Source organism: Streptomyces sp. NPDC055189 (genome assembly GCF_053606765.1).
The window spans coordinates 1-14,333 of record NZ_JBSGSG010000022.1; the positions used below are offsets into that span (position 1 = coordinate 1).

Annotated in this window: 14 protein-coding genes; 6 read left to right on the forward strand and 8 right to left on the reverse strand. The window is 70.6% G+C overall.

Annotation, left to right across the window (positions count from 1 at the left end):
* Positions 1 to 65 precede the first annotated feature (65 nt).
* Positions 66 to 1,019, reverse strand: coding sequence for a hypothetical protein (locus ACWFR3_RS18385; protein WP_453735626.1), 954 nt, complete (start codon positions 1,017 to 1,019; stop codon positions 66 to 68).
* Between the two features lie 256 nt (positions 1,020 to 1,275).
* Between ACWFR3_RS18385 and ACWFR3_RS18390 the strand changes: the two genes are divergently transcribed.
* Both ACWFR3_RS18390 and ACWFR3_RS18395 read left to right on the forward strand, forming a co-directional pair.
* The gene (locus tag ACWFR3_RS18390; RefSeq protein ID WP_453735627.1) at positions 1,276 to 2,454 is read left to right on the forward strand and encodes an acyl-CoA dehydrogenase family protein; all 1,179 of its coding nucleotides are present in this window, start codon (positions 1,276 to 1,278) and stop codon (positions 2,452 to 2,454) included.
* Between the two features lie 24 nt (positions 2,455 to 2,478).
* Positions 2,479 to 2,805, forward strand: coding sequence for a hypothetical protein (locus ACWFR3_RS18395; RefSeq protein WP_453735628.1), 327 nt, complete (start codon positions 2,479 to 2,481; stop codon positions 2,803 to 2,805).
* A 71-nt stretch (positions 2,806 to 2,876) separates the two neighbouring features.
* Here ACWFR3_RS18395 and ACWFR3_RS18400 read toward each other — a convergent pair whose 3' ends face one another.
* Positions 2,877 to 3,338 (reverse strand): ATP-binding protein, encoded by a 462-nt coding sequence (locus ACWFR3_RS18400; protein ID WP_453735629.1) that lies wholly within the window; start codon positions 3,336 to 3,338, stop codon positions 2,877 to 2,879.
* A gap of 175 nt (positions 3,339 to 3,513) precedes the next feature.
* Between ACWFR3_RS18400 and ACWFR3_RS18405 the strand changes: the two genes are divergently transcribed.
* Positions 3,514 to 3,891 carry an STAS domain-containing protein gene (locus ACWFR3_RS18405; protein WP_453735630.1) on the forward strand — a complete coding sequence of 126 codons (378 nt, stop codon included), beginning with the start codon at positions 3,514 to 3,516 and terminating at the stop codon, positions 3,889 to 3,891.
* Positions 3,892 to 3,935: 44 nt separating this feature from the next.
* Here ACWFR3_RS18405 and ACWFR3_RS18410 read toward each other — a convergent pair whose 3' ends face one another.
* The 6 genes from ACWFR3_RS18410 to ACWFR3_RS18435 form a co-directional block, all read right to left on the reverse strand.
* Entirely contained in the window at positions 3,936 to 5,546 is a 1,611-nt protein-coding gene (locus ACWFR3_RS18410) for a SpoIIE family protein phosphatase (protein ID WP_453735631.1), read from the reverse strand.
* The gene (locus ACWFR3_RS18415; RefSeq protein ID WP_453735704.1) at positions 5,543 to 6,919 is read right to left on the reverse strand and encodes a sensor histidine kinase; all 1,377 of its coding nucleotides are present in this window, start codon (positions 6,917 to 6,919) and stop codon (positions 5,543 to 5,545) included. The genes ACWFR3_RS18410 and ACWFR3_RS18415 overlap by 4 nt, the downstream gene beginning before the upstream one ends.
* Positions 6,920 to 7,000: 81 nt before the next feature.
* Positions 7,001 to 8,056, reverse strand: coding sequence for an ATP-binding protein (locus tag ACWFR3_RS18420; RefSeq protein WP_453735632.1), 1,056 nt, complete (start codon positions 8,054 to 8,056; stop codon positions 7,001 to 7,003).
* A gap of 32 nt (positions 8,057 to 8,088) precedes the next feature.
* Positions 8,089 to 8,496, reverse strand: coding sequence for an ATP-binding protein (locus tag ACWFR3_RS18425; RefSeq protein ID WP_453735705.1), 408 nt, complete (start codon positions 8,494 to 8,496; stop codon positions 8,089 to 8,091).
* 11 nt (positions 8,497 to 8,507) lie between these two features.
* A complete protein-coding gene (locus ACWFR3_RS18430; protein ID WP_453735633.1) occupies positions 8,508 to 8,879 on the reverse strand; it encodes an STAS domain-containing protein in 372 nt (123 codons plus the stop codon).
* Positions 8,876 to 9,727: an STAS domain-containing protein gene (locus ACWFR3_RS18435; RefSeq protein WP_453735634.1), complete on the reverse strand. Its 852-nt coding sequence runs from the start codon at positions 9,725 to 9,727 to the stop codon at positions 8,876 to 8,878. The genes ACWFR3_RS18430 and ACWFR3_RS18435 overlap by 4 nt, the downstream gene beginning before the upstream one ends.
* 353 nt (positions 9,728 to 10,080) lie before the next feature.
* On the opposite strand from ACWFR3_RS18435, the gene ACWFR3_RS18440 reads away from it, so the two are divergent.
* The 3 genes from ACWFR3_RS18440 (at position 10,081) to ACWFR3_RS18450 (ending at position 14,279) form a co-directional block, all read left to right on the forward strand.
* A complete protein-coding gene (locus ACWFR3_RS18440) occupies positions 10,081 to 11,457 on the forward strand; it encodes an MFS transporter (RefSeq protein WP_453735635.1) in 1,377 nt (458 codons plus the stop codon).
* An 81-nt stretch (positions 11,458 to 11,538) separates the two neighbouring features.
* Positions 11,539 to 12,399: a shikimate dehydrogenase gene (locus ACWFR3_RS18445; RefSeq protein ID WP_453735636.1), complete on the forward strand. Its 861-nt coding sequence runs from the start codon at positions 11,539 to 11,541 to the stop codon at positions 12,397 to 12,399.
* 74 nt (positions 12,400 to 12,473) lie between these two features.
* Positions 12,474 to 14,279, forward strand: a complete 1,806-nt coding sequence (locus ACWFR3_RS18450) for a bifunctional sugar phosphate isomerase/epimerase/4-hydroxyphenylpyruvate dioxygenase family protein (RefSeq protein ID WP_453735637.1) — start codon at positions 12,474 to 12,476, stop codon at positions 14,277 to 14,279.
* Positions 14,280 to 14,333: the final 54 nt, after the last annotated feature.

Genomic DNA, 14,333 nt, shown 5'->3' on the forward strand with positions numbered 1-14,333 from the left:
CTGCCGGGGCGGACCCGTATCCGTGTCCCGGTGACGCGTTCGGCGGCCGGAGCCGGTCCGCGGGGCTAGCCGAACGTCACCGAGCTGATCCTGTTGTCGAACCCGATGGCCGACAGGTCGGCCACGTCGCCGTTGATGACCTTGGACGTGCCCTTGCAGTCGGGGGCCGTCCAGAGCTTCATCGAGCCGCTCACGGAGATCGACGACGTCACCTTCGGGCGGGCGACGTTCTGGCAGCCCTTGCCCGCGACGCCCTGCGAGGGGCCGTTGTCGGAGAAGTCGGCGTCGTCGAAGAGGACGGCGCTGCTCGCGGGGGCGGCCTGGTCCTGGCCCTGGTCCGGGGCGGTCCCAGGCGGCTCGGCGCCGTCCGTCGGTTCGGCGCCGTCCGTCGGTTGGGCACCGCCCTGCGCGCCGGACTTCTGGCCGTCGGGCCGGACGCCGAACCAAGTGCCGCCCACGCCCTGCCCGTTGGTGTCGCCGGGCTTGAGGTCCTTGCTGAAGCGGTAGACCGGCCAGCCGCCGACGGTCACCTGGCGGGTGCCGTCGTCCCGCCTGACCACGCCCACGTCCGACGCCTCCACGCCGTCGACGAAGATCTTGCCGCCGGGGTTCACGAGGACCGGCGGCCAGGTGGTGGCGCAGGCGCCGTTGCAGGTGGACTTCGAGGGCGAGGCGGTGTCCTTGTCGAAGCGGTAGAGGGTGAATCCGGAGCCGTTGACGACGACCGGGTCCAGGTCGCCCGCCCTGGACGCCGATAACTGAACCCACTTGCGCTGGACCGGCTGTGAAGCGGCCTCGCCGGGCTGGTTGGCCCAGTCCCCGGTCTTCTTGGGCGCGTTGTTCTGCTGCGCGGTGCCGGACTTCAGCGCGATGTCCGTGGAGCCGCTCGCCCCGGAGGCGTCGTCGGTGCCGCCGCCGCACGCGGAGAGCAGCAGGACTCCCGCCGCGGCGAAGGAGGCGAAGTAGCCGGTGTTCCTGCGGGCGTGGCTCTTGCGGGCGTGGTTCTTGCTGAGCAGCATCAGAGATCTCCCTATGTCGGCGTTCAAGTCGCTTCGGATTGCTTCGGATCGCTTTGGTGCGTTCGAAGCGTGAATACGGGCGCCGCGCAGCCCGGCACTCATCGATTTCGCGACCGAGACCAAACCGAGACAATGTCTAAGGTGCGATCGGGTCCGGACGGAACATACGTCACTGTCATTCCCTATTTCTGAAACGCGTTCTACTGTGTGCGCCGTCAAGCTCAAGCCGGGAGAGCCAGCGAAAGCAGGAGGGGCCGTGCACCTCGAATACACGCCTGAGCAGCGGCAGTTGCGCACCGAGCTGCGCACGTACTTCGCCGAGCTGGTGCCCGACAACGCCTACGCGCGGTACGCCGACCCCGCCGCGCAGAAGCGGTTCTACCGGGAGACCATCCGCAGGCTCGGCGCCGACGGCTGGCTCGGCGTCGGCTGGCCGAAGGAGTACGGCGGGCGCGGGCTCTCGCCGATGGAGCAGTTCATCTTCTTCGACGAGGCCGCCCAGGCCGGCGTACCGCTGCCGCTGATGGCCCTGAACACGGTCGGGCCGACCCTGATGCAGTTCGGCACCGACGAGCAGAAGGCGTACTTCCTGCCGAAGATCCTCTCCGGTGAACTCGACTTCGCGATCGGTTACAGCGAGCCGGACGCGGGCACCGACCTCGCGGCGCTCAAGACGAAAGCGGTCCGGGAGGGCGACGAGTATGTCGTCGACGGACAGAAGATCTGGACGACCAACGGCGACACCGCCGACTGGGTCTGGCTCGCCGTCCGCACCGACCCGGACGCCCCCGCCCACAAGGGCATCACCATGCTCCTCGTGCCGACTTCCGACCCCGGCTACTCCTGCACCATCATCAACACCCTCGCCTCGCACGACACCACGGCCAGCTACTACGAGAACATCCGCGTCCCGGTCTCACGCCGCGTGGGCGAGGAGAACAAGGGCTGGCGGCTCATCACCAACCAGCTCAACCACGAACGCGTCACCCTCGCCGCGCACGGCACCATGGCCATCCGCGCCTTCCACAACGTGCAGCGCTGGGCCGCCGACACCAAACTCGCCGACGGCCGCCGCGTCATCGACCTCGGCTGGGTCCGCCAGCGCCTGGCCAGGACACACACCAAACTGGACGCGATGAAGCTCCTCAACTGGCAGATGGTGAACGCCGTCCAGGAGGGCACCCTCGCCCCCCAGGACGCCTCCGCCGTGAAGGTCTACGGCTCCGAGGCGCGCAGAGACGCGTACGCCTGGCTCATGGAGGTGGTCGGCTCGGCGGGTGCCCTCAAGGAGGGCTCCGCGGGCGCCGTGCTCCACGGCGAACTGGAACGCGGCTACCGCAGCGCCGTCATCTTCACCTTCGGCGGCGGCAACAACGAGATCCAGCGCGAGATCATCTCCTGGATCGGCCTGGGGATGCCCCGCGTGCGCCGCTGACCTGGTGACCCTTACTGTGCGGGGATGCATCCGGCCGACAGCAGCGCAGCAACCAGCCCCGATACGGCGCTCGGCCGACTCGTCGCGGCGTTCGACGGCGTCGTGGTCCGGGCCGACCCGCGTGCGGCGGAGGTTGGGGGCGCGATCATCGCGGAACCGGGGGACGCCCGGCTTCTCGTACAACCTCGGGGGAGTGCTCGGCGGTGCGGCGGCCCGCTGATCGTGACCGCCCTTGCCGAGACCTACAGCCCGGCGGTCGGGGGCTGGTTCATGAGCGGCATGGCCCTGCTCTCGCTGCTGTGCGTGCTCGCGCTGCCGGAGGCCAAGGAACGCGATCTCGACCACGTGTAGTGACGTGCGGGCATCGACGACCGGTCGGTCCGGCCCCGCGGCCGGGCCGGCCCGACGCCGTGTCACGACGTTCAGGTGCCGCCCCGGTCGTCGCTCAGGGCGATGCTGACGGTGACGCTCTTGCCGACCGCCTCCTGCCGCGCCTCGAAACGCTGGGCCACGGCCAGCACGATCTCCAGGCCGTGCTGCCCGACCCGGCCCGTGTCGGCGGCGCGGGCGCTCGGCAGGACCGGCCCGGAGTCCCGCACCGCCACCTCGACCGCCCCGGCGGTGATGCGCAGGTTCACCACGACGGGGCCGGGCGCGTACTTGAGGGCGTTGGTCACCAACTCGCTTATCACCAGCTGCGTCAGATCCGTGGCGCGCCGCGAGACCGGAAGGCCGTGCTCGGCCTGCATCCGGGCGAGGAATCCGGCGGCCAGATGGCGCGCCCGGGCGATGCACGTGCTGGTCCCGGCCAGCTCGAAGGTGAACTCCGCGGCCTCCGCAGTCTCCGCGGCCGGTTCGTCCGGCGCCCGGCCGTCGTCACGCACGGCCCGGCTCGCAGATCATTCGCCCCATGTACCCGTTCCCGATCGTGCGGCGATTCCACGCCCGCGTTGTCGGCCCGATGCGCCCTTCCGTCCGGCCTCCCCGATCTGCCGGGCATCGTGGGTACGTTACCGCCGACACGCCCCACGAGGCGCCGGATGTGCAAGCATCGTCAGCATGGCCGACGAACGCATGGCAGGCAGCGAACGAGCCCAGCAGACTGATCAGTTCTCAGTCGTGTCCACGCCTCTCGACGACGTCACGGTTCTGACGCTCGCCGGTGAGATGGACCTGGACACCAGCGCCCACGTACGCGAGGCGCTCGAAGCCGTCCAGGCGCCCGGTGCCCGCGTCGTCATCGATCTGCGACGGGTCACCTTCATAGACTCCAGCGGCATCAACGTCTTCATCGCCGCCCACCGGGCGCTCGACGCGGCCGGCGGCCGGCTGAGCCTCGCCGGCCCCGCGGAGTCCGTGATCCGGACCCTGGAGATCGTCGGCATCGACACCCTCATCGACATCAGCCCCACACTCGGTGAGGCCCTCGACGGGTGACCCCTCCCGCGACGGCTCGCGCATCCCCGCACCGCCCTGGCCGTTCATGATCCGTGCAGATCCGCGGCGAGCAGCGCGATGTCGTCGTCCTTGCCCCTCCCGAACCTGTCCAGGAGATGGTCGCTGAGGTCCTGCAGCCCGGCGGGACCGGCCAGGACCGCCTCCATGAAGGCGTCGAGCGTGGTGTTCAGCGACGTGTTGCGCACTTCGACCAGGCCGTCGGTGACGAGCAGCAGCCGGGTGCCCGGTGGTGTGGACAGGGCCGTCGGGGCCGGGTGGGGTGCCCGCAGTCCCAGTATCGGCCCGTGCGGGGTGTGGAAGCGCGCGTGGCCTTCCGGGCTGATGACGAGCGGGGGGATGTGACCGGCGTTGGCGACCTGCACACGTCTTCCGCCGGGCTCGACCAGGACCAGACAGAGGGTGGCCGTCACGGTCGGCTGCGAGTGGGCCAGGAGGGCTTCGAGGTGGCCGAGCACCTGCTGCGGCGGATGCCCTTCGATGGCGTAGGCGCGCAGCGCGTGGCGCAACTCGCCCATCACGGTGGCCGCGCCGAGCGAGTGGCCGAGCACATCGCCTATGGCCAGCAACAGGCCGTCGGCGGTGGGGATCGCCTCGTAGAAGTCGCCGCCGATCTCCGCGTTCTCGGAGGCGGGCAGGTAGCGGAAGGCCAGGTCGATGCCGTCGACGGCGGGAAGGTCGCTCGGCAGGAACGAGCGTTGCAGGGCGAGGGCGAGCGTGTGTTCCTCGTTGTAGGTTCTCAAGGCTTCGAGGGCCAGCGCGCAGGCGTGGGCCAGCTGTTGGAGGAGATGCTCGTCGTCCGTCCCGGTGAGCGCGTCGGAGGGGACGGCGAGGCAGACAGGGGGGCGTCCGCGCTTGGTCCGCGCCACTGCCATGGTGATGTTCCCGCCGAAATGGCCCGCGCTCAGCAAGGTCTGCCACTGCCCCCGGGGGATCCGGGCGACCGTCGCACCGGTTCCGTTGCCCAGACTCTGCTGGAGCAGCCGGTCGAGTACGTCCGGCCGGGCCGCGAACGTCCGGGCCGTGGTGTCCGGGCCGTCGCTCGTGCTGTGCACCGCCTGCCCCTCGGGCGAGAGGAAGACCGCGCTGGCCGGACACGACAGCAGACGGGCGGCGCCCCCGGTGGCCGCGGAGGCGAACGAGTGGAAGCCGATGGCGCTGTAGACGGACATGGTCGCCTGGTTGAGGACGAGGAGCTGCTGCGCGAGTTGCTCCGCCCGGCGCCGGGCCCGGGCGTAGCGCAGCGTGGCCGTGACCGTGGCGAGCAACTCGCCGGGGTCCAGGGGCTGGTTGAGGTAGGCGTCCGCGCCTCGCTGGAGCCCTTCGGCGTGATCCTCCGCGCTGACGGCCGACGCGGAGATGTGGATGACGGGCAGGGCGGCCGTGCGGGCGTTGCCCTTGATCTTCTCGCTCAGCTCGAAGCCGCTCATGTCCGGCAGGCGTACGTCCACGATGGCGATCTCCGGCAGGGGGACGCCCGTTGCGGCCAGCTGCTCGAGGCCCTCGCCCGCGTCCTTCGCGCCGATCACGACGTGCCCCGCACGCTCCAGCCAGCTGGTGAGGAGGTACAGGTTGGTCTCGTTGTCCTCGACGACCAGGATGGTGGCGGGAGCGGCATCCCGGGTGTTGTCGGTCACTGTGCGCCTCCGCCGGCTTCCTCGCCGGGGTTGTCCGGTCTGTGTACCGGGACGAGCACCTCTACGCGTGTGCCGACCCCGGGGGTGCTGGTGAGTCTGAGTGTTCCGCCGAGGAGTTCGGTGAGCATGCGGGCGTAGGGCAGCCCGAGCCCGGTCCCCGCATGCCCGCTCTGATGGGGACCCCGGACCTGGTAGAACTCCTCGAAGACACGGCTGAGATCCTCTGCCGGGATACCGATTCCCGTGTCGGTGATCGTCACGCGCAGGGACGGCGACGACCGGTCTTCGCTCACGGCGACGTCCAGCCGTACTTCACCCTCGTCGGTGAACTTGCAGGCGTTGGACATCAGGTTGCGCAGGACGTGGGTGAGGAGTTTCCCGTCCGTGATCACCGGGGGGAGATCTTTCAGGTCCGGGGTGACGAGGGGGACACCCTTGGTTGCGTAGGTGCCCTCGAAAGTGGCGCTCAGCTGGGTGATGAGCAGCCGCAGGTCGACCGGGGCGCGCTGGACGTCGAGCAGACCCGACTCGGCTTTGACGACGTCCAGGAGATCGCTGACGAGGGACAGGACCGTCTGCCCCGATGCCTCGATCAACGTGATCTGCTGCCGTTGCTCCGGCGACACCGGCTCCGAGCGGGGGTCCAGCAACAGGCGGGCCAGGGCGACGACGGAATTGATCGGTGCGCGCAGTTCGTGGCTGATGTTGGTCCAGAACCGCGTCTTCGCCTCGCTGGCCTCCCGCAGCCGCCGGGACTTCTCGTCCAGTTCCGAATGCAGGGCGAGCACACCGGTGTTGGTGGTCTCCAGTTCCTTGGTGAGCTCCGAGTAGAGGGCGAGCACCCCCTGGTTGGTCTCCTCGAGCTCCTTGTTGAGCCGGCGCAGCTCTTCCCGCTGGGCTCGCGTCTCCTCCAGCGTCGCGATCAGATCCCGTGTCTGGGCCCTGAGGAAGTCGGCCTCCGTGGTCGGCCCGGCCCGGCCCAGGGACCGGGCCAGGCGCTCGTCCATGTCGGTGACCGTGAGGTGGTTCGCCGGCAGCGGCTGGCGGACGGTGACCCGGCCGTGCGTCTCGTGGGGGTCGTACTCGATCACGACGAGCCTGGAGACCAGTTGCAGGGTCTCGGGCATCGGCTGCAGACCATGGCCCCAGTCGAGCGTCACGACGAGCGTGGGCTGCTCGCCGGACTCGGAACGGAAGGAGACGGTGCCCGGGCCGCAGCCGAGGCGGTCCCGGCCCAGCTCGCTCAGCGCGGTGGCAAGGCGGACCTGGTCCTGGTGCTCCAGGCCAAGTGCCGCGGCAGCCCGCTGCGCGCCGCGTCTGAGCCGGAACACGTCCTGCGCCGAGGCAAGGCCGAGGGAAGCCGCCGTGCGCAGCCCGTGGCCCGCACCGGCGCCCCGGGCCCCGTGGGCCTGTCGGGGAGAGTCAGCAGGCACGTCCGTCCCGCCCTTCGATGGTCACCAAATCCCCTTCACCACCACCACGCTGGCATCGTCGCGGCGCACACCGGCTTCGCGCAACAGCTGCCCGGCCACGACAAGCGGCGAATGGTGCAGGAGCCCGGGCAGCGTCGTGTGATCCCACCGTTCGGTGAGTCCGTCGGAATGCATGGCCAAGGCGCCTCCTTCGGGCAGCGGTTCCTCGAAGGTCCGCAGTCGGCGCATGTTCGCGCCGACGATGCCGGGCACCGAAAGGAGGGTCTTGCGGGCGTCGTGCCCGATGAGAAAGCCGCTGATGTTGCCGACGCCGCAGTACTGCACCCGGTGTGCCGCCGGGTCGATCCTGGCAACTGCCGCCGCGCCGCCCCGTGTTCCCCGGAGAGCGCGGTGCACCGCGCTCATGATCCCTTCCGGGTCGGTGGCGGGAGTGTCCTGGAACGCCTCCACGGCCGCCGCGCTGGCGCGGGCCGCCAGCGGGCCGTGCCCCAGGCCGTCGCACATCATGACGAGAACGGCGGGGTGGTGGCCGGGTCCGGTGCCGGGTCCGGTGCCAAGGGCTGTGGCGGTGTCGAGCCGGGCACTCCAGGCGTCGCCACAGGTCAGTTCACCGCTGATGGGCCGTGTCATGCCGGAGACGTACTGCCGCCCGGCCGAAAGGGCCGCCGATACTCCCTGGTCGTCGGCCTGCCGTGACCAGAACTGCGCCGCCATGACCGTCCCCTTGCCGGGCACGGAATGGACGTCGAAGTGGTCGGCCAGCCTGACCACGGCTCCGAGCCCGATGCCGAGTGTGCCCGCGCTGGAGGCTCCGTCGGCCAGCGAGGCGGACACGTCGACCATGCCGGGGCCCGAGTCGACGGTGACGAACTCGACCGCGGCATCGGTCTTGGTGTGCAGCGTCCGGAGCAGCAGCGCACCGTCCGTGGCATGGCGCTGGATGTTGGTGGCGGCCTCGGTGACGGCGAGGGCGACCTCCGCGGCGCGATGCGTGTCGAGACCGATCCTCCGGGCCAAGGCGGCCGCCGCTCCGCGCGCCGCGGTCGACAGGGAGGGGCCGTCCCGGAACCAGCTCATGTCCCTGCTGGCCAGTATGGTCCGCCGGGTGTTCACCGGGCCCACTTGATGATGCTGACCGTGGTGCCCACACCGACCTCCGTCACCAGTTCGAACTCGTCGACGAGGCGGCGGGCGCCACTGAGCCCGAGCCCCAGGCCGGCGCCCGAGGTCCAGCCGTCCGTCATCGCGAGACCCACGTCCTCGATGCCGGGGCCGGTGTCCTCGAAGAGCGCCGCGATCCCCTGGCGGCCGTCTCTTTCCACGATGCCCGCCCTGACGGCTCCGCCACCCCCGTACACGAGGGTGTTGCGTGCGAGCTCGCTCGCCGCCGTGATCATTTTCGTCTGGTCCACGAGGGAGAGGCGGCACTGCTGCGCCAGGACGCGGATGGTCTGCCTGATGCTCACCACGTCCCGGTTGTGCGTGATGGGGTAGACCGCAGGCGCCTCACCGGGCAGCCAGGGCGCTGTCACGCCTCGTCCGCAGATGAGGAGCGCCCGAGCCGCGCCAGTCCCTTCTCGAGGTCGAGAGCCGTGCTCACTCCGCCCAGCGAGAGTCCGAGTTCCACGAGCGTGATGGCGACGGCCGGGCGCATCCCGACCACCACCGTCTCGGCGTCGAGCATCCGGGAGATGTCCGCGATGGTCGCCAGCATGCGCCCGACGAAGGAGTCGACGATCTCCAGTGCCGTGATGTCGATGATGACGCCCCGGGCGGAGCGGTCCACGATCTGCTCGGCCAGGTCCTCCTGCAACTGCAGAACGGTCTGATCCTCCAGGTCGAACTGGATGGACACCAGCAGTACCTCGCCGATCCGCAGGATCGGTACCCGCTCGGTCACAGCTGCCCGGCCTTGCGGGCGACCACTTCGACGCCCGACTTCCGCAGAGCCAGCTTGAGCGCGTCCGCGAGGCTCGCCTTGGTGACGATGCCCTCGAACTCGATGCCAAGCGCCACGATCGTCTGCGCGATCTGCGGGCGGATGCCGGAGACGGTGCATTCGGCGCCCATGAGGCGGGCCGCGACGATGGTCTTCAGCAGATGCTGAGCCACCTGTGTGTCCACCGCCGGTACGCCGGTGATGTCGATGATGGCCTGCTCGGAACCGGTGTCCACCAGCGCCTGCAGCAGCTTCTCCATGACGACCTGGGTCCGCGCGGAGTCCAGCGTGCCCACCAGGGGCACGGCGATGACGCCGTCCCACAGCCGCACCACGGGCGTGGACAGCTCCATCAGCTGTTCGGCCTGCGCGGAGATGAGCTCCTCACGGGTCCGGGTGTACGTCTCGATCGTGAACAGGCCGAGGCCGTCCAGTACGCGGCTGAGGCGTCCGAAGGCGCGGATCTCCTCGACGGACCCGTCCTGGAGCACGGGCTCGAGGACCTGCTTCAGGGCGAACACGCTCACCGCGGTCTCCGTGGGCGAGAAACCCTGCCGTGCCCTGTTTCTCGACAGCTCCGTCAGGAGGGCCCGTACCTCCGACATCTGTTCCCCGTGCACGTCGCCGGCGCCCTGGCTCAGCGCCTGCGCCAGCGCTTCGTGCAATTCGCTCAGTTCACGGCTGAGTTCGGCGACACTCACGCGGCCTTTCAGCGTGCCCGAGACCTGCTGCACCCACTCCCCGGCGACGTCCCGGCCCTTGACCGACAGCAACCCCAACAGCTCGCCCGCACTGTCCTGTTCAGTCACGTGACTACTCCCCATTTTTTGTCATATCCGACCTCGCGCCGCAGCGTACGGCACGGCGATATGACGAGTGAGTCGATCCGGGGAAGCTCACCGTTCCGGGTTCCGTCGCGCCGGCCATCTGTTACGGCGCGATGTATTGACACGGTCCGGGGGGCGGGGTCAGCATCACTCCCAAGTTAATTAACTATCTAGTGCGTTAACTACAGCACGTGCCGGGTGCGCACCGCTCGCCACCCGTAATCGCCACCCGTAATCGCCACCCGCACCGGCGTTCCCTCCACCGCGCCGCCCCCCCCGTCCCCCGCGGCCCGCCGACCCCCGGCGGCCGGGCCGCTCTCCACCGAGGAGTTCACGTGTCCGCTCACCCGCAGGCCGACCAGGCCCCGGCCGTGCCGCCCCCGGGCAGGCCACGCAAAGCCGCCTTCGCCGCCTGGATCGGCAGCGCGCTGGAGTACTACGACTTCTTCATCTACGGCAGCGCCGCCGCCCTCGTTTTCCCCAAGGTCTTCTTCGACCCGGACGACCCGGCCACCGCCACCCTGATCTCCCTGGCGACCTTCGGCGTCGCGTACGCGGCCCGCCCCCTGGGGGCCCTTGTCCTCGGCCACTTCGGCGACCGGCTCGGCCGCCGCAAGATCATGGTCTGGACGCTGGTCCTGATGGGGCTCTCCACCTTCCTCATCGGCTGTCTGCCCACGTACGCGCAGGTCGGCACCGTCGCTCCGGTGCTGCTCGTGCTGATGCGGGTGTTCCAGGGCCTGTCCGCGGCCGGCGAGCAGGCCAGTGCCAACGCGATGACGCTGGAACACGCGCCCGAGCACCGGCGCGGCTACTACACGAGCTTCACCCTCAACGGCACCCAGGCCGGTCAGCTCCTCGCGACCCTGGTGTTCCTGCCGGTCGCCGCGCTGCCGGACGAGCAGCTGTACAGCTGGGGCTGGCGTATCCCGTTCCTGCTGAGCGCCGTGGTCGCCGTCGCCGGATACGTCATCCGCCGCACCCTGGAGGAGACCCCCGTCTTCCAGCAGGCCTCGGCCGACCGGGCCGTCGCCAAGATGCCGCTCGCGGAACTGCTCAGGAACCACTGGGCCGACGTGCTGCGGGTCGTCGCGGCGGCGCTGATCGCGACCGTCAGCACGATCTTCTCCGTGTGGGCCCTGTCGTACGCCACGAGCGACGCGGTGGGCCTCGACAAGACGGGCATGCTCTGGGTCGCGGGCAGCGCCAACGCGGTGGCCCTGCTGGCCATTCCGCTCTGGGCCGGGCTCTCGGACCGGATCGGCCGCAAGCCCGTCTTCCTCATCGGCGCGATCGGCAGCGGGGTGATGATCTTCGTCTACCTGTGGGCGATCTCGACCGGCAGCTACCCGCTGGTCTTCGTCACCGGACTGCTGCTCTTCGGCGTCGTCTACAGCGCCGCCAACGGCATCTGGCCCTCCTTCTACGGCGAGATGTTCCCCGCCAGGGTCCGTCTCTCCGGCATGGCCGTCGGCACCCAGATCGGTTTCGCCGTCGCCGGTTTCGCGGTGACCTTCGCGGCCCAGATCGCGGGCCCGGACGGCGACAACTGGCTCGGCGTCGCGATCTTCACCGCCGCCTTCTGCGTGATCTGTGCCATCGCCGTGGCCACCGGGCGCGAGACACACCGCGTGCCCACGGCCGAACTCGGCCTGAAGCAGGGGGAGTCGAAGGCGCCGACGACGACGGCGCCGGAGGCCGCCGCCCTCTGAGCCCTCCGCGGCTCACCGCACCAGTCGCGCCGACCGCGACATGGTGACCAACAGCGCCAAGCCGACCCACAGGAACACTTGATGACCTCGTACCTCACCGGCCTGATCGGCTCCGGAATCGGCCCTTCCCTGAGCCCCGCCCTGCACGAACGAGAGGCGGACCGGCACGGTGTGCGCCTCGTCTACCGCACCCTCGACATCGACGAGCTGGGCGTGGCGCCCGAGGCCGTCGGCGACTTGATACGCGCCGCCCGCCGCTTCGGCTTCGACGGGTTGAACATCACCCACCCCTGCAAGCAGCTGGTCATCGAGCACCTGGACGAGCTCGACCCCGAGGCCGCCCGGCTCGGAGCCGTGAACACCGTCGTCTTCAGGGGCGGACGCGCCATCGGGCACAACACCGACGCCACCGGCTTCGCCCAGTCCTTCGCCCGCGGCCTCGCCGACGCCCCGACCGGTGAGGTCGTGCAGCTCGGCGCGGGCGGGGCGGGCGCCGCCGTGGCGCACGCGCTGCTCAACCTCGGCGTCGACCGGGTCACCCTGGTCGACACCGATCCGGCCCGTGCCGCCGCCCTCGCCGCCGCGCTGACCGCGCGTTTCGGGGCAGGGCGTGCGGTGTCCGCGCCGAGCGGCGCGACGGCCCAATGCCTCGCCGTCGCGGACGGCCTGGTCCACGCCACACCGACCGGTATGGCCGCCCACCCCGGCCTGCCCCTGCCGGTCGCCCTGCTCAGGCCCGACCTCTGGGTGGCCGAAGTCGTCTACCGGCCGCTGGAGACCGAGCTGTTGCGCGAGGCGCGCGCCATCGGCTGCCGCACCCTCGACGGCGGCGGCATGGCCGTCTTCCAGGCGGCCGACGCCTTCCGGCTCTTCACCGGACTCGAACCGCACACCGGACCGATGCTCGCCGACTTCGGCGACCTGGCCGCTTTCCCGGCCTGACGGCTCCCGGCCCGACAGCCACCGGGCCGGCAGGGCGAACGGCCCCGCAGCTCCCGGCACGACAGAAGGACACCATGCGCAAATCGATCGCCACCGTCTCGCTCAGCGGCCCGCTCTCCGAGAAACTCACCGCCATCGCCACCGCCGGATTCGACGGCGTGGAGATCTTCGAGAACGATCTCCTCGGCGGTCCGCTCAGCCCCGAGGAGGTACGGCTGCGCTGCGCGGACCTCGGCCTGGACATCGACCTCTACCAGCCGTTCCGCGACTTCGAAGCCGTCCCCGCCGACGTCCTGACCCGCAATCTGCGGCGCGCGGAACGCAAGTTCGCCGTGATGGAACGCCTCGGCGCCGACCTGCTCCTCGTCTGCTCCAGCGTCGCCCCCGACGCGGTCGACGACGACGCGCTCGCCGCCGAGCAACTGCGACTGCTCGCCGACCGCGCGGCGGAGCACGGCATCCGTATCGCCTACGAGGCGCTGGCCTGGGGCCGGCACGTCAGCACGTACGACCATGCCTGGCGCATCGTCGAGCAGGCCGACCACCCGGCCCTGGGCACCTGCCTCGACAGCTTCCACATCCTCTCCCGCGGCTCGGACCCCGAGGGCATCGCGGACATCCCCGGCGAGAAGATCTTCTTCCTGCAACTCGCGGACGCGCCGCTGATGGCGATGGACGTCCTGCAGTGGAGCAGGCACTACCGCTGCTTCCCCGGCCAGGGGGGCTTCGACCTCGCCCCGCTGGTCGCCGCCACGGTGAAGGCCGGATACCAAGGCCCCCTGTCGCTCGAAGTGTTCAACGACGTCTTCCGGCAGGCCGGAGCGGCCTCCACCGCCGTCGACGCGCTCCGCTCGCTGCTGCTCCTGGAGGAGTCGGCCGCTCTGTCCGAGCTGCCCGCCGCACCCGTGCCCGCCGGCTTCGCCTTCGCCGAGCTGACCGCCGCCGACACCGAACCGCTGCGCGGAGTGCTCGGCGCCCTGGGCTTCGCCCACACCGCACGGCACACCTGGAAGCCGGTCGAGCTGTGGGCACAGGGGCAGGCCCGGATCCTGCTCAACACCGGTGTCAGCGGCCGTCGCCAGGACCCGGCACTGACCGCGATCGGCGTGGAGACCTCCGACCCGGACCAGGCCGCGCGGCGCGCCGAAGCGGTGCTCGCACCCGTGGTGCCGCGCCGCCGGGCCCCGGGTGACGCCCCGCTGGACGCGGTTGCCGCACCCGACGGCACCGAAGTCTTCTTCTGCCGTACGGGGCACCCCGACCACCCCAGCTGGACCGGTGACTTCACCGACGTACCGCCGCGCGCCCAGCCGGGGGAGCAGGGCGAACCGGCCGGGACCATCCGGCACATCGACCACATCGCGCTCACCCAGCCCTGGCACCAGTTCGACGAGGCGTCGCTGTTCCACCGGGGCGTCCTGGGTCTGGAGGCGGACGACAGCCTCGACCTGGCCGACCCCTACGGACTCGTGCGCAGCCGGGCCGTCGCGTCGCCCGACGGAGGGGTACGCGTCGTCCTCAACGTCGCGCCCGCGCCGGACGCCGACGGCACCCGCCTCCAGCACATCGCCCTGGCGACGGACGACATCATCGGCGCCGCCCGGCGCCTGAAGGAACGCGGCGCGAGCCTGCTGCCGATCTCAGCCAACTACTACGACGACCTCGACGCCCGCCACGACCTCGAACCGGGGCGGCTGGCCGCCCTCGCGGAGCTGGGCATCCTCTACGACCGGGACGCGCACGGCGAGTTCCTCCACTGTTACACCGCCACGGTCGGGCGGGTCTTCTTCGAGCTGGTGCAGCGGACCGGCGGCTACCGGGGATACGGCGCCCGGAACGCGGCCGTGCGGCTCGCCGCCCAGCACCTCCAGCAGCATTAGCCGGAATCCTCCCCGGCATTAGACTGACCGGCGCCCGAGAGTCCGCACTGAGGA

What these genes read in the sequence shown, in the direction of transcription:
- ACWFR3_RS18420 (WP_453735632.1), bottom strand. Translation starts at nt 8,056, where the DNA reads ATGAGCTGGTTCCGGGACGGCCCCTCCCTGTCGACCGCGGCGCGCGGA.
- ACWFR3_RS18385 (WP_453735626.1), bottom strand. Translation starts at nt 1,019, where the DNA reads ATGCTGCTCAGCAAGAACCACGCCCGCAAGAGCCACGCCCGCAGGAAC.
- ACWFR3_RS18450 (WP_453735637.1), top strand. Translation starts at nt 12,474, where the DNA reads ATGCGCAAATCGATCGCCACCGTCTCGCTCAGCGGCCCGCTCTCCGAG.
- ACWFR3_RS18405 (WP_453735630.1), top strand. Translation starts at nt 3,514, where the DNA reads ATGGCCGACGAACGCATGGCAGGCAGCGAACGAGCCCAGCAGACTGAT.
- ACWFR3_RS18445 (WP_453735636.1), top strand. Translation starts at nt 11,539, where the DNA reads ATGACCTCGTACCTCACCGGCCTGATCGGCTCCGGAATCGGCCCTTCC.
- ACWFR3_RS18395 (WP_453735628.1), top strand. Translation starts at nt 2,479, where the DNA reads ATGCATCCGGCCGACAGCAGCGCAGCAACCAGCCCCGATACGGCGCTC.